This window comes from Burkholderia sp. AU16482, from assembly GCF_002223285.1.
GTDB lineage: Bacteria > Pseudomonadota > Gammaproteobacteria > Burkholderiales > Burkholderiaceae > Burkholderia > Burkholderia semiarida.
In genome coordinates this window covers 1386477-1399874 of the sequence record NZ_NKEY01000006.1, presented here as the reverse complement: position 1 = coordinate 1399874, position 13398 = coordinate 1386477, and the positions used below count along the sequence as shown (strand labels likewise).

Below are 13398 nucleotides of genomic sequence, written 5' to 3'. Positions count from 1 at the left end.
CGACGACGGGCCCTGCGATGGACTTCTTTCTTTAAGGACTTCTGATGACCGTGTTTTCTCGACGATGGATTGCCGCTGCGGCGATGGCGTGTGCGTTATGGGGCTGTGGTGACGGATCGGATAGCGCGGCAGGCGTGACCAAAATGAGTGCCAACGTAGCCGCCAATCGTAGCCAGACCGGCGCAAATGGCGGCGGCAGCAACCTGCCGGCGGCCAGCTGGACCAGCGTCAAGTGGGGCGGCGGCGGCTATGTCACCGGTCTGATCTACCATCCAGCCAACGCGAGCCTGCTGTACGCACGCACCGACGTCGGCGGCGCGTACCGCTGGAACGCGACCAACTCGACGTGGACGCCCATCACCGACGGCATCGGTTTCGGCGCAGGCGAGGGCGATTTCCACGGCGTCGAAAGTCTCGCGCTCGATCCGAACGACGACCAGCTCGTCTACATGATGACCGGCATTACCGTGACGCAGGGTCACAACGGCCGCATCTACATCTCGAGCGATCGTGGCAACACCTGGACGCACTACGACGTGCCGTTCCCGGTAGGCGGCAACGACAACGGCCGGGCCACCGGCGAGCGCCTGCAGGTCGATCCGAACCATCCGTCGACGCTGTTCTACGGATCGCGCACGGCCGGCCTGTGGAAGAGTACCGATTCGGGCCGCACCTGGGCGCAGGTCTCGGGCCTGTCCTCCGCCACGATCAGCGGCGGCAGCTCCCCGCTGGGCGTCGAACAGGTGATCTTCGATACGTCGGGCAAGGGCAGTGGTCAGCCGACCTGGATCATGTGGGCCACCGTCGCCCCCGGCTACGCGAACGCGGCAGGCCTGACGTCGACCCTGTACAAGTCCACCAACGGCGGCTTCTCGTGGACGCCGGTGCCCGTCCCGCCGACGGTGTCCGGCTACTACATCCCGCACGTCGTGCGCACTTCCGACGGCAACTTTTACGTGGTGTTCAACGCGAGCGTCGGCCAGGGCATCGGCGGACCGAGCTATCTCTACAGGTTCGGCGGCAGCAACAACGGCAACTGGACGCTGCTCAACCGCTCCACCGGCAACGGCTTTGGCGGCCTGTCCGTTTCCGGTCTGGGCGCGTCCGCCCGCATCGCACTGGGCATGACGGGCTGGAGCGACACCAGCAAGACCATTCAGCTATCCGATGACGGCGGCAGCACGTGGCGCGAAATCGAGGCCGGCATGCCGCATACCGGCATTGCCCCGGATGGCTGCGCCGGCTGGGTGGAAAGCGTCACCATCGACCCCGCCAATCGCGATCACATCATGCACGTCCACGGCGGCGGCATCTGTGAAACCATGAACGCCTCGTCGCCCACGCCAACCTGGAGCCCCAAGGTCGACAACCTCGAGGAAACCGTGACGCTGGCCCTCGTCACGGCGCCGCCCGGTGCGTCGTACAACTTCATCAACAGCGCCGGCGACATCGGCACGTGGGTCAATACGGATCTCTCGACGAGGCCGACGAAAGGCCCGTTGAACACGTGGAGCAACGGCAATTCGGCCGACATGTCGTGGTCCGATCCGACGTACATCGCGGCCGCGGGCGTCGACAACGCCAACGGCCATGCGACCAGGGGCTTCTGGTCGGGCGACGGCGGCAATAGCTGGGCGACGTTCGCGTCGCTGCCCAACGGCGCCGCGGCAAGCCAGAGCCACGTGGGCAACCTGGTCGTCCCGTCCCGCAACAACGTGACCTGGGCGCCGCCGGACTCGGTCCCGTCGTTCACGACAAACAGTGGCGCCAGCTGGACGGCGACCAACCTGCCGGCGTTCAGTGCCACCTGGAACGGCTTCCCGCGTGCCTACCGCCTGGCCGCGGACCGCAAGAACCCGAACAAGGTCTATGCCTACGACTCCGGCGGCGCACCGTGGAGCTGGCAGCGCGGCAAGGTCTACGTGTCGAACGACGGCGGCCACACGTTCACGTTGAGCCAGGGCTCGGTGAACGCGAACCTGGCCTGGAATGCGTGGCGGGATACGTCGATGGCGGTCAATCCGAACGCGGAGGGCGATCTCTGGCTGGCCGACGGCACGGCCGTGTACCACTCGGTGGACTCGGGGGCGACGTGGACGAAGCTCGGCGCCTTTGCGTCGACCAGCGACACGCCGGGCGCCACCGTGATCGCGTTGGGCAAGGCGCCGACCGGTTCGCCGTACTCGGCCGCGGTCTATGTGGAAGGCACGTTGAACGGCGTCTGGGGCATTTACCATTCCGACGACGGTGGCGCGACGTGGGCGCGCTTCAACGATGACGCGCACCAGTTCGGCGACTCGAGCGCGATGGCCGGCGACTGGAACACATACGGCCGGATTTACGTCAATGGCGCCGCTCGCGGTCTGATCTTCAGCAATTGAGGTTGATCGGCCTGTCGATCGTCCGGTTGCGGTTTGCAACCGGACGGAGATCGGCCGGCCTTTCCGGGTTCTCTCTTGCTGTCGCGGCGGGCAGACCGGATGCCGTTCTTTCTGGTACCGCTCGTCGTCTTTCGGGTCATCCGGAAAGCGACGTGATCCGGGCTCACGTTTTCATCGAAACGTGTCCGCGATTCGTTGCCTTCCCGATCCGTGGTGCGCCGAGCGGCCGCGGGCCGATTTCAGCGGCCGGCTAGCCGTTTTCCGCGCTGACACATACCCCCCATTTTGAAGAGCACCTTCCCGCGGCGAAGGGCTAACAGCGGAAAATCGGCTCATTACACTGCGCCCGTCGCATCGCCGAGGCGTGTCGACGCGGCACATACGCAGCGCGCAAGCGTTACGACCGGCAAACCAAAAACCCTGGGGGGGAAAATCATCATGAACAAGCGTTGGGGGATCATCGCGCCCGCCGCGTTGCTTGCTGCAGCCGCGCATGCGCAGAGCAGCGTGACCCTGTACGGCAAGATCGAGGACGGTATCAACTACACGAGCAACGCACGCGGCCACGGAACCGTGCAACTGCAAAGCGGCTATGACTACGGCAGCCGCTGGGGTATCAAGGGTACGGAAGACCTTGGCGCAGGCTACCAGGCGATTTTCACGCTCGAGAACGGTTTCGACGTCAACACCGGGAAAATGAACCAGGGCGGTCGGGAATTCGGCCGCCAGGCCTTCGTCGGCATCGCGTCGGATCGATACGGCACGCTGACGTTCGGTCGCCAGTACGATCCGAGCGTCGACCTCTTCTCGCCGCTCACCGCGAACGGCAACTGGACCGGTTACCTGTTCTCGCATCCGTACGACAACGACAACACCGACTACTCGTTCCGCGTGAATAACGCGGTCAAGTACGTGTCGCCGGTGTGGCACGGCGTGACCGCGGAGGCGATGTATGGATTCAGCAATCAGGCGGGCGGCTTCGCGAACAACCGCCTGTATGGCGCCGCGCTGCAATACCAGCAGGGCGGGCTGACGGTCGGCGCGTCGTATCTGAAGATCGATCACGCACGCAATGCCGATTCGACCGGGGCGATCACCGGCGACAACACGTTCGACGCATCGTCGCAGCAGAACATCGGCATCGGCGTGAATTACGCGTTCTCGAAGGCGCTGGTGGGATTCACGTATTCGCACGTCGACGTCTACGACCCGACTTCGAACGCATATTTCACCGGTACGACGCAGCCAGCGGGCGGTGCGTGGAAATCGTGGAAGTTCGACAACTTCGAGGTGAACGGCCTCTATCATTTCACGACCGCGTTTTACGTCGGCGCGGCATACACGTACACCCAGGCCCGCGTCGCGTCGACGGTCGGCGCGTTCAATCCGAAGTGGCATCAACTGAGCACGAAGTTGAATTACGACTTGTCGAAACGCACGTCGGTATTCGTGGAGGGCGTCTATCAGCATGCGATGAACGCGCACACGGGAACCGACTTCGACTACGCGTACATTCCGGGCGCGGCCGACATTTCGTCGGGCCCGAATCAATATGTCGCGCGTATCGCGCTGCTGCATCATTTCTGACGCCCATGCCGTTCGCGTAACCTGCGCGGCTTCGCGAACGATACGCGCATTCATCCGGTCGCGCGTGATGATTCGATACATGCCGCTCGGTCGCCGACACGCGTTCCGGTTCGACAGGAACCGATCGATCGCGCTGCGGCGGGTGACCGACCCGCCGTCGTCGGCGATACCCCGCGATCCGCGGAGCGCTGCACCGCATGCGCGATCAAAGCGGAAGCACGGAAGTCTGCTTGATCCTCTGCATCGGAATCTCGGTCTTCACGCTCTGCACGCCGTCGATCCGGGTCAAGTGGTCGATCTGGAGTTTCCGATAGGCGTCGATGTCGGCCGTCACGACGCGCAGCAGGCAATCGCAATCGCCCGCCATCAGGTGGCACTCGAGAACCTGCGGAAGACGTTGAACCGCCTCCGTGAAACGGTCGACGGTTTTCGCGTCCTGGCTCGTCAGCCAGATGCGGACGAAGACGGTCAACCCCGCGCCGATCTTCGATGCGTCGAGCAGCGCCGCGTAGCGCTCGATGACGCCGGCCTGCTCCAGCTGCCTGACGCGACGCAGGCACGGCGACGGCGACAAGCCCACTTTCTGCGCCAGTTCCACGTTCTGGATTCGCCCATCTTCCTGGAGCACGCGCAGAATGCGGCGGTCCATTTCGTCCAGCTCGATCATCGCCATTGATCCGACAGATTGGGTTGAGGCACGCGGTGCCCGAATGTTCGCTTCTTGAGGCACGGAATTGCCAAATCGCGCCCATCTTAAGTCGAACACGCAACCTGAAATTATTTTTTCTGCGATAAATTTTTGCCCGTAGCAGCCGGGACGGTCCCGCTGCCGATCAAGGGGCAAACGATGAGCACCGATTCCGTCCAGCATTTCGAACTCGAACAAAATCCTCAGCCTGTCGCGGCGGCGGAGCGCGCCGCGCTGCTCGCCAATCCCGGTTTCGGCCGGGTCTTCACGGATCACATGGTGACGATCCGGTATTCGGCGGAACAAGGGTGGCATCAAGCGAAAATCGGGCCGCGCGAACCGTTCCGATTCGATCCGGCGACGCTCGTGCTGCACTACGCGCAGGAAATCTTCGAGGGATTGAAAGCCTATCGGCTTCCGGACGGCGGCGCGGCGCTGTTCCGTCCCGATGCGAATGCACGGCGCTTTCGCCATTCGGCCGAGCGGCTGTCGATGACGCCGTTGCCGGAGGCGATGTTCGTCGAATCGGTGCGTGCGCTGGTCCGGGCCGATCGCGACTGGATTCCGGCGTTCGACGGCGCGGCGCTGTATTTGCGTCCGTTCATGATCGCCACGGAGGCGGTGCTCGGCGTGAAGCCGTCGCCGGAGTATCTGTACTGCGTGATCGCGACGCCGGTCGGCGCGTACTTCAAGAGCGGCGCGTCGGGCGTGACGCTGTGGGTGTCCGAGCACTACACGCGGGCGGCGCCGGGCGGAACGGGCGACGCGAAATGCGGCGGCAACTACGCGGCGAGCCTGGCCGCACAGGCGGAGGCGATTCGCGAAGGCTGCGAGCAGGTGGTGTTTCTCGATGCGGTCGAACGCCGCTGGATCGAGGAGCTGGGCGGGATGAACGTGTTCTTCGTGTTCGACGACGGGTCGATCCAGACGCCGCCGCTGAACGGGACGATTCTGCCGGGCATCACGCGCGCGTCGTTGATCACGCTGGCCCGGGAACTGAATTACACGGTGCGGGAGGAAGGCTACACGATCGAGCAGTGGCAGGCGGATGCGCGCAGCGGTCGGCTGGTCGAGGCGTTCGCGTGCGGCACGGCGGCGGTCGTGACGGCGATCGGCCGGGTGAAGGGCCGCGCGTACGACTTCACGATCGGCGAAGGGGGCGCGGGACCGGTCACATCGCGCCTGAAGGCGGCGCTGCTCGATATCCAGAACGGGCGCGAAGTCGATCGCCACGGCTGGGTGGACCGCGTGTTTTGAATTCGGCACGGCGGCCCGCGCGACCCGCGATGGCCGCCATGAAAGCTCGGCCGGTATCCCGGCCGGAAGTCGCCGCGCTGCCTCCTGGAATGCTTCGATCATGTCGGTTGTTTCGTTGTCGCGGGCCATTGACCGCCTGCTTATCGTCGATCCCGGTCTTCATCGGCTGCTGGGCGGGGCGCGCGCCGCACTGGCGAGCATGCTTGCCGGCGCGCTCGGCATTGCGTCGGCGCTGCACCTCGGTTTGGCGATCACCACCGGCGCCGTGGGCATACTTTTCGCGATGATCGCGCCGCTCTTTCTGCGCGATGCTCATCGGCTGGACTGGTATGAATCGCTTGCGTGGCAGTACGGCGTCGCATGCACGAGTTTCGCCGCGGCCGCCGTCGTGAGCGCGTGGCCCGCCGTCGGCAAGGCGGGTTTCGTGACCGTGCTGTTCTGTTCGATGCTGTGCCAGACCCGCGGGCCGCGCGCGATCGGGTGTGCGTTTCTCGCGATCGCGATGTACTACCTCGGCCTTTATCTGCATCCGACCACGCTACAGGCGAGCCGCATGCTGGCAATGTCGATCGCGGGCCCCGCAAGCGTCGTGCTCGTGTGCCGGATGCTGTTGCCGGTGCACGCGGCGCCCACGCCCCGGCGCATCGCGCGCTCGGTATCGCTGCAGGCGGCGTGCATCGCACGCAGCGACGTGTCGCACGCCGGCTCACTGAATGCGATCGCCCATCTTCTGGCGCTGAACGAAGCCGCCATCGCGCTCGAGCATCATGCATCGACACTCGATGAACACGACGCGCATGCATTGCACACCGCGCTCGTCGCATTGGAGATCGCGTCGGCCCGGCGCGTGCTGAACCACGATCGGACCGATGCCGCCGCCGCGGCGCTACGCGGCGCGATCGTCCGCTTCGATTGCGTCGCCGACGCAGTGGCGGCGCGCATGGCCGCCGCACCTGCGCCCGCGATGCCGCGGCCCGCGCGTGCGGTGCGGTGGAGCGCCGGCTGGCGCACGCTTGCATGGTTGCCGGCGTTCCGCGCGGCTGCAGCTGCGTGTGCCGCCATGCTGATCGGCGAGACGCTGTCGTCGGAGCGATGGATGTGGGCGGTGCTCAGCACGTTCGTCGTGTTCTTTGGCACGTATTCGTGCGCGGACACGATCTATCGCGGCGCGCAACGCGTCGCCGGCACGCTCGCCGGCGCGCTCGCGAGCGTACTCGTCGTCGGCGCCGTTCATCATGCGAATGCGCTCGTGGCGGTCGCCATGGGCGTGTGCGTGTTCGCCTGGGCGTACCACATCCTGCACGCCTATGGGCGCGGCGTTTTCTTTCTCACGGTGCTGATCGGCCTCGTCTATGCGCAACTCGGGTTCGAGATCGGCGCGCTGGCGGAACTGCGGATCGGGGAGGTGTTGATCGGCTGCGCGGTTTCGCTCGCGGCGGCGATGCTGGTGATGCCGCTGGCGGCGTCGCGCCACATCGCGACGCGCTCGCACGGCCTGTTGGCGGCGCTGCGCGAACTCGTGCACGAACACGACGACGGCACGCGGCCGGGGGCCGCGCACACGCGCGCGGCCGATCGCCGTTTTCACGACGTGCGCATGGCGATCAGGCCGCTGGCCGCGTGGCGCATGCTCCGCGTATCCGGCGATGCCCGACGGTTGTCGGACACGCTGCTGGTCTGCTGGCTTCATGGCCGAATCGTGGCGACGCTTCTGCCTGTTGAAGCCGGTGGCGCGGTGGCCGCCGTCGAGCGGCGTGCGCGCGCCGCCCTCGCCACGCGAATCGATACGTTGATGAGCGATCTGGATCGCAGCAGCCCGGTGCGACGCGACGCGGATGCGAACGTCGGGCACGCAACGCGCGCGATAGCCGGTGATCCTCCGTTACCGGCCCATCGGGAACTGGCTCGGTTCGACGCGAAGTTGAGCGAACTCAACCGGGCATTCGAGGACGCGCTGTTCGGACGAAATACCGGAGAGGCACGGCCGCATGGGTCCGACAGCAGCGTTCGCGCCACCGATGTTCGGGAAGCGATACGTTGTTCAGGCGTCTGAAGAATCGAGCGCCAGCCGGATCGCATCGCGCGTCCTGCGTGTTGCCACGGCTGTCTGCATCGTGCGGAATAGCCCGACGAATCCCGCGTTGGTATCGAGCCCGAGTGCGGCGAACGGCTTTGAGTCGAGGATCGCGAGCGGGTCGCCGCTTCGCACGCGCTCGAGATCCGCTGCATCGAATTGCGGTTCACTGACGACGAACGCGTTGCCGAGATCGTCGACACCCTGCAGGTAATGCTGGAAGCAGGCCAGCAGCAGGGCTTCACGGCGCATGTCGCCGTTGCGCGCGAGCAGTGCCCCGATGGTCTTTTCATGAAATACCGGGATCTTCGACGCGCCGTCGTGCGCGACGCGCAGCAACTGGTCGCCCAGTGCGGCGTTGCGAAAGCGCGCGAGCGTATTTCCCGCATAGGCGGCCGCGGACACGCCGTGCGGCAGCGTGAGGATCGGGGCGACGTCCCGGGCAAGGAAGGTGTCGAGCAGCGCGGCGAGATCGCGATCGGCCATGGCGTCGTGGACGAAGCGATGTCCCAGCAGAATCGCCGGGTAAGCGAGCAACATATGGGAAGCGTTCAGCATGCGCCCCTTCATGGCTTCGTACACATGGACGTCGTCGCGCAATTCGACGCCCGCCGCGTCGAAGGCCGGGCGTCCGGCGCTGAAACTGTCCTCGACCACCCATTGCGAGAATGCTTCGGCAACGACGGGCGCCGTGTCGTCGATGCCTGACAACCGGTTGACGTGCAGGCGGACCGCGTCCGTCACCTGCGGCGCGATCCGGTCGACCATGCTGTTCGGGAACGCGACGTAACGCTCGATCCAGGCAGCGAGATCGACGTCGACCGCCCGCGCGAAATCGAGCACCGCGCGTCGCGCGGTATCGCCGTTGCCGCGCAGATTGTCGCAGGACATCACGGTGAACGGCAGCACGTTGGCGGCCCGGCGCCGTCTGAGCGCTTCGACGATGAACCCGAACGCGGTACGCGGTGGTCCTCCCAGAAGATCGTGCGCGACGTCGGGCGTATCGAACCGAAATGCGCCGGTCGTCTCGTCGAGGTTGTAACCGCCTTCCGTGATGGTCAGCGATACGATCCGGATCGCCGGATCGGCAAGCCGGGTCAGTACGGCTTCCGGATCGGCCGGTGCGTGCAGATACTCGATCATCGCACCGATGACGCGCACGGCTGCCGCGCCGTCGCTCGAGAACTCCGTCAGCGTATAGAGGCCATCCTGTGCGCGAAGCGCGTCGGCCTTTGCGACCGAGGCCGGGCCGTTACCGAGGCCGATTCCGCATATTGCCCAGTTTGCGTGACCGGGCAGATGCAGCACATGGTCGATGTAGCGCGCCTGATGGGCGCGATGGAAATTGCCGACGCCGATATGCGCGATGCCTGCGGTCAGGCGACGACGGTCGTATGCGGGAACGGCGACGTGTGGCGCCGCGCGTCCGAGGGTTGCGTTGGAGAGCGGATGGAGCGGGCCCTCTTCGCGCGCCGGAGGGGATGCGTTGTCGTTCATGATCGCGAGGTGTTTCTCGATGAGGAAGGTCAGGCGCGTTCGCGCAACGCGGGCGTCGTGTCGTGCATGCGCCGCAGCCAGCGTTCGACGAGCGACGGCAGCGCGGCCATGTCGTTGAATACGACGTATGCACCCGCGGCGTGCAACTTGTCCGTTTGCGTTCGTGCCGCGTGCGCGGCGCCCACGAAGCCGAGCACGGTCATGCCGGCGGCGATCGCGGCGGCCGTCCCCGTCGCGCTGTCTTCGACGACGACGCACCGTTCGGGCGCGACATGCATGCGACGGGCGGCGGCCAGATAGACGTCGGGTGCGGGCTTGGGCGACGGCACCTGGTCGGCCGTGAACAGGCGTTCGCCGAACATGTCGGCCAGGCCGATCCGGTCGACCACGCCGCGCACGTAGGCAAGATCGCTGTTGCTCGCGCACGCCTTGACGAGCGGGATGGCGGCGAACGCGTCGCGCACGCCGTCGATGGCCGGCGCATTCACCGCGTTTGCGTGCACGTCCATGCGGATCGCGTCGACCGTGTCGTCGTCGAGCGGCCGATCGACGATGGTTGCGACCGTGCGCAGCAGTTGCTCGGCTCGCATGCCGAGCAGGGGGCGCACGACGTCGCGAAGGCCGGCGAGGCCCCAGAGATGCTCGAGGCGCGTCACGATGATGCGTGCGGCGATGGCCTCGCTATCGACGAGCACGCCGTCGCAATCGCTGATCAGCGCATGATCCGAAAGTTGGCGCGTGGCAATGCGTTCGTTCATGTTGGTTTCCGTGACGAGAAGGCGGGAAAGACGCGGCTCGCTTGAACCGGTTCGCTCATGAATGGCGCGGCCCGAACGTTCCGCGCTTCAATGCGCGTTCGATGTCCTCGAGGCTGCGCCCGCGCGTTTCCGGCACCATCGAGTAGATGAACACCCATGCGAGCGCGTTGAGGCACGCGTACGCCCACATCGCCCCGCCGACACCGAGCCATTGGGTCACGGTCAACGCCGTGCCGGTCAGCAGCAGGTTCGAGCCCCATAGCATCGCGGCGTGCGCGCCGGTGGCCTGGTTGCGGATCGCGACGGGGTAGATTTCCGCGCCCGTCAGCCAGCCGATGACCTGGATACCACCGGCGTTGAACACCATGAACGCGATCAGGCAGATGACGATCCACAGTTGCTGCATGGGCAAGGCGACGTCGCCGCGCAGCAGGCAGCCAAGCAGCACGAGGCTGGCTGCCGCGACGGGCAGCGTCGCCAGGCTGAGCGTGCGGCGGCCGACATGGTCGACGATCAGCTTGCCGATGAAGGTCATCACGAGATACGTAATGGCGACGCCGAGCGCGGCCCAGAGCGATGCCGACGCGCCGAACCCCGCGTCGCGAAGGAACGTCGGCGTGTAATAGATCATCATCTCGATGCCGCTGAGCTGGGTGAACGCGGCGACGCCGAGGCCCGCAACGAGGGCGGGGCGCACCCAGGGCTCGCGCATCGTGCGCCAGCCCGATGTCGCGCTGTTCTGCTGTCGCTCGACCACATCCCGAATATCGGCAATCTCGTGCCGGACGGCAGCTTGAGATTCCCGCACCTTCGACAACTCGCCATGCGCGTCGGCGATGCGATCCTGCTCCACGAGCCAGCGCGGGCTGCGCGGCAGCCGCGTCATGCCGATCATCAGGATCACTGACGGGACGACCGCGATGCCGATCATCGCCCGCCAGGAAAACAGGTCGTTACCCGCGACGCCGATCAATGCCGCGAGCAGGATGCCGATGCCGATCGACACGTTGAAGTAGGTGACCAGGCGGCCGCGCTTGTCCGGCTCCGCGAGTTCGGCGATGTAGGTCGGCACGATCTGCGTCGAGCCGCCGACCGCGAATCCGAGCACGAGCCGGGCAGCGGCAAGGGACCACACGTCGGGCGAGAGCGCGGCAGCCAGCACGCCGGCCGCATAGATCGCCGAGACGATCGTGATGGTCTTGCGGCGTCCGAGCGCGGCCGACATGCGGGTGCCGGCCAGCGCACCGATCACCGCGCCGAGCAGGATCGCCGCGGCGACGAGTTCCTGCGCGCGGTAGTCGAGGCCGAAGTCTCGCGCGATGAGGGGCAGCGCGCCCGAAATGATGCCGGTGTCGTATCCATAGAGCCCGCCGGCGATCGCCGCGATCGATGCGACCGTACGCATGTAGGCGGACGGCGTGGGCCGGGGACGGGCCGCGGGTGTGTCGGGAAGGGCGGAATCAGAAGCCATGACGGTTTTCCTTGTGATGCGGTTCGTCGCATGGGCGAACGAACGCGTGACGTGACGGCATGTGTCCGCTGCGGCAACAGTCGCCACCGCATGTGCGGCGGCGCTTCGATCGAGTCGCGCAGCGGGACGGCGCGGACGGACGCTCAGGCGAGCGCGTGGACGTGGCAGGACGGCATGCCGCCGCGCCGGGCAAATGGCACGCGCCGATGAGAAGGACTTCCGGTTTGTACGGGGGGTGATTGCCTGGTCATGTCGGTCACCGAGTGGGGAAATCGCTCACGGCCCATCCAAACCGGTTTGGGTCGAGGGCGCGACGATTCCTCTGGTTGAGCACGATCTGAAGCCGCACTTGGAGCAAGGCGCCAGTGTCTCCTCTGGCGCTTCACGGCCTGCGTTGCAGGCGAACGATTCCGCCGTTGCCGGATGGAATCGTGTCGGTATTTCGGCGGACCGGTCGGTCAGGCGCCGAAACGGGGGAGGCCAGCCGGGAGGGGCTGGCGGGCTAGGGTCTCGTGGCGAGCGATGCAAAGGAGCATGTCGCGTGAGACATGAACAATTATCCAGAAACGGAGCAAAAGATCAAGTCTACAAAATCATGTCTGGGCGAGCAGCCCGGGCTGGGGAACGGGGCGATTCCGCGATCCGGTCCTTTCACGTGCGCTCGAGCATCTTGAGCGCCGCGGCGGCCGCCCCCGCAGGGGTCTCGACATGCAACTTGCGGAACAGGTGTTCGAGATGCGTGTTCACCGTGCGCGGGGCGATGCCGAGATCGCGGCGGCGTGCCGCAAGGCCAACGTGTCGGGTGTGTTCGCGATCACGGGCGAGCGCCACGAAGTGCCCCCACGCGAGTCACCGTACAACACGCTCGTGCTGATCGACAATCGCGGCGAGATCATGCAGCAAGAAAGTTTTCAATGATTCGCGCAACTTCGGCCGGTGCCTCTAGCGGCGCCAAATGGCCGACACCGGGAAGAACGTGCATGGTCGCCTGCGGAATGCGCGGCAACAGTTCCGTCCGTAACGTGACCACGCGATCCACCTGGTCCAGTTCGCCGGAGATGACGATCGTCGGAACGTCGATCGAAGCTACTGCAGCACGGATATCCTCGCGCATTGCCACCTCCGGCCAAGCGGCTTTAGCTTGCGGCGCAGCGTTCAGGCTATCCTCGATGATCATTTCACGACAGGCGGCGTCGAGTGGTTTGGCGGTGAGTACGTGGTCGATGACGAATTCGACCGACTCGCGCGATCGATAGGCGCCCGTCAGCGTCGCACGTTCGTCAGCGGAAAGCAGCATCGGCGAGGGTGGTGATGGCGCGACGAGCACGAGGCCTTGAAGCCCGTTCGGCCGTCGCGACGCGATGAACTGCGCGACCTTGCCGCCCATGGAATGACCGACGAGTACGTAGCGTTGCAAATCCAATGTCTCGATGATGCCCTCGGCGTCTGCCGCGAGATCGGCAATGCCATAGCCATCCGCTGGTGCAGCGGACTTGCCCCAGCCCCGATGGTCGGTGGCAACGGTGCGATATCGGCTCGATAACCGGTCCGTCACACGTTGCCATGTCCGCGACGAGCCGCCGTAGTAATGCAGGAACACCAAGGCAGGAACGCCGTGGCCGGCTTGGGTGACGTGGATTCGCGTGCCATTTACTTCGATTTCCATTTGCGCTGCCTCTTCTCGG

The 13398-nt window shown here is 65.7% G+C and carries 10 protein-coding genes and 1 pseudogene; 5 read left to right on the top strand and 6 right to left on the bottom strand.

Annotated features, from left to right (window positions below):
- Nucleotides 1-44 precede the first annotated feature (44 nt).
- Both CFB35_RS23675 and CFB35_RS23670 read left to right on the top strand, forming a co-directional pair.
- Nucleotides 45-2381, top strand: a complete 2337-nt coding sequence (locus CFB35_RS23675; protein ID WP_089465623.1) for a dockerin — start codon at nucleotides 45-47, stop codon at nucleotides 2379-2381.
- Between the two features lie 438 nt (nucleotides 2382-2819).
- Nucleotides 2820-3968, top strand: a complete 1149-nt coding sequence (locus tag CFB35_RS23670; protein WP_059584936.1) for a porin — start codon at nucleotides 2820-2822, stop codon at nucleotides 3966-3968.
- 205 nt (nucleotides 3969-4173) lie between these two features.
- Here CFB35_RS23670 and CFB35_RS23665 read toward each other — a convergent pair whose 3' ends face one another.
- A complete protein-coding gene (locus CFB35_RS23665; protein ID WP_060311668.1) occupies nucleotides 4174-4632 on the bottom strand; it encodes an Lrp/AsnC family transcriptional regulator in 459 nt (152 codons plus the stop codon).
- A 183-nt stretch (nucleotides 4633-4815) separates the two neighbouring features.
- Here CFB35_RS23665 and CFB35_RS23660 point away from each other — a divergent pair, with 183 nt between their 5' ends.
- Together CFB35_RS23660 and CFB35_RS35435 are read left to right on the top strand one after the other, a co-directional pair.
- Nucleotides 4816-5913 (top strand): branched-chain amino acid aminotransferase, encoded by a 1098-nt coding sequence (locus CFB35_RS23660; RefSeq protein WP_089465622.1) that lies wholly within the window; start codon nucleotides 4816-4818, stop codon nucleotides 5911-5913.
- Nucleotides 5914-6715: 802 nt separating this feature from the next.
- Complete coding sequence (locus tag CFB35_RS35435; protein WP_256940228.1) at nucleotides 6716-7966, top strand: FUSC family protein; 1251 nt, start codon at nucleotides 6716-6718, stop codon at nucleotides 7964-7966.
- Here CFB35_RS35435 and CFB35_RS23650 read toward each other — a convergent pair.
- The 4 genes from CFB35_RS23650 to CFB35_RS34560 form a co-directional block, all read right to left on the bottom strand.
- A complete protein-coding gene (locus CFB35_RS23650) occupies nucleotides 7955-9484 on the bottom strand; it encodes a mannitol dehydrogenase family protein (protein ID WP_089465620.1) in 1530 nt (509 codons plus the stop codon). The genes CFB35_RS35435 and CFB35_RS23650 overlap by 12 nt on opposite strands.
- Before the next feature lie 29 nt (nucleotides 9485-9513).
- Nucleotides 9514-10242 (bottom strand): HAD family phosphatase, encoded by a 729-nt coding sequence (locus tag CFB35_RS23645; RefSeq protein ID WP_089465619.1) that lies wholly within the window; start codon nucleotides 10240-10242, stop codon nucleotides 9514-9516.
- A 55-nt stretch (nucleotides 10243-10297) separates the two neighbouring features.
- Nucleotides 10298-11713 carry a sugar porter family MFS transporter gene (locus tag CFB35_RS23640; RefSeq protein WP_089465618.1) on the bottom strand — a complete coding sequence of 472 codons (1416 nt, stop codon included), beginning with the start codon at nucleotides 11711-11713 and terminating at the stop codon, nucleotides 10298-10300.
- A gap of 651 nt (nucleotides 11714-12364) precedes the next feature.
- On the bottom strand, nucleotides 12365-12460 hold the full coding sequence (locus tag CFB35_RS34560) for a hypothetical protein (protein ID WP_373453016.1): 96 nt from the start codon (nucleotides 12458-12460) through the stop codon (nucleotides 12365-12367).
- 24 nt (nucleotides 12461-12484) lie between these two features.
- Between CFB35_RS34560 and amiE the strand changes: the two are divergent.
- A pseudogene (amiE, locus tag CFB35_RS23635) lies at nucleotides 12485-12616 on the top strand (aliphatic amidase); the annotation flags it as partial.
- On the opposite strand, the gene CFB35_RS23630 reads toward amiE, so the two are convergent.
- Nucleotides 12606-13379: an alpha/beta fold hydrolase gene (locus CFB35_RS23630; RefSeq protein ID WP_089465616.1), complete on the bottom strand. Its 774-nt coding sequence runs from the start codon at nucleotides 13377-13379 to the stop codon at nucleotides 12606-12608. The pseudogene amiE and the gene CFB35_RS23630 overlap by 11 nt on opposite strands.
- Nucleotides 13380-13398: the final 19 nt, after the last annotated feature.

Bases quoted from the DNA above. Each gene is read 5' to 3' on its own strand.
- CFB35_RS23670 (WP_059584936.1), top strand. From the start codon at position 2,820: ATGAACAAGCGTTGGGGGATCATCGCGCCCGCCGCGTTGCTTGCTGCA.
- CFB35_RS23630 (WP_089465616.1), bottom strand. From the start codon at position 13,379: ATGGAAATCGAAGTAAATGGCACGCGAATCCACGTCACCCAAGCCGGC.
- CFB35_RS23645 (WP_089465619.1), bottom strand. From the start codon at position 10,242: ATGAACGAACGCATTGCCACGCGCCAACTTTCGGATCATGCGCTGATC.
- CFB35_RS23660 (WP_089465622.1), top strand. From the start codon at position 4,816: ATGAGCACCGATTCCGTCCAGCATTTCGAACTCGAACAAAATCCTCAG.
- CFB35_RS23640 (WP_089465618.1), bottom strand. From the start codon at position 11,713: ATGGCTTCTGATTCCGCCCTTCCCGACACACCCGCGGCCCGTCCCCGG.
- CFB35_RS23650 (WP_089465620.1), bottom strand. From the start codon at position 9,484: ATGAACGACAACGCATCCCCTCCGGCGCGCGAAGAGGGCCCGCTCCAT.
- CFB35_RS23675 (WP_089465623.1), top strand. From the start codon at position 45: ATGACCGTGTTTTCTCGACGATGGATTGCCGCTGCGGCGATGGCGTGT.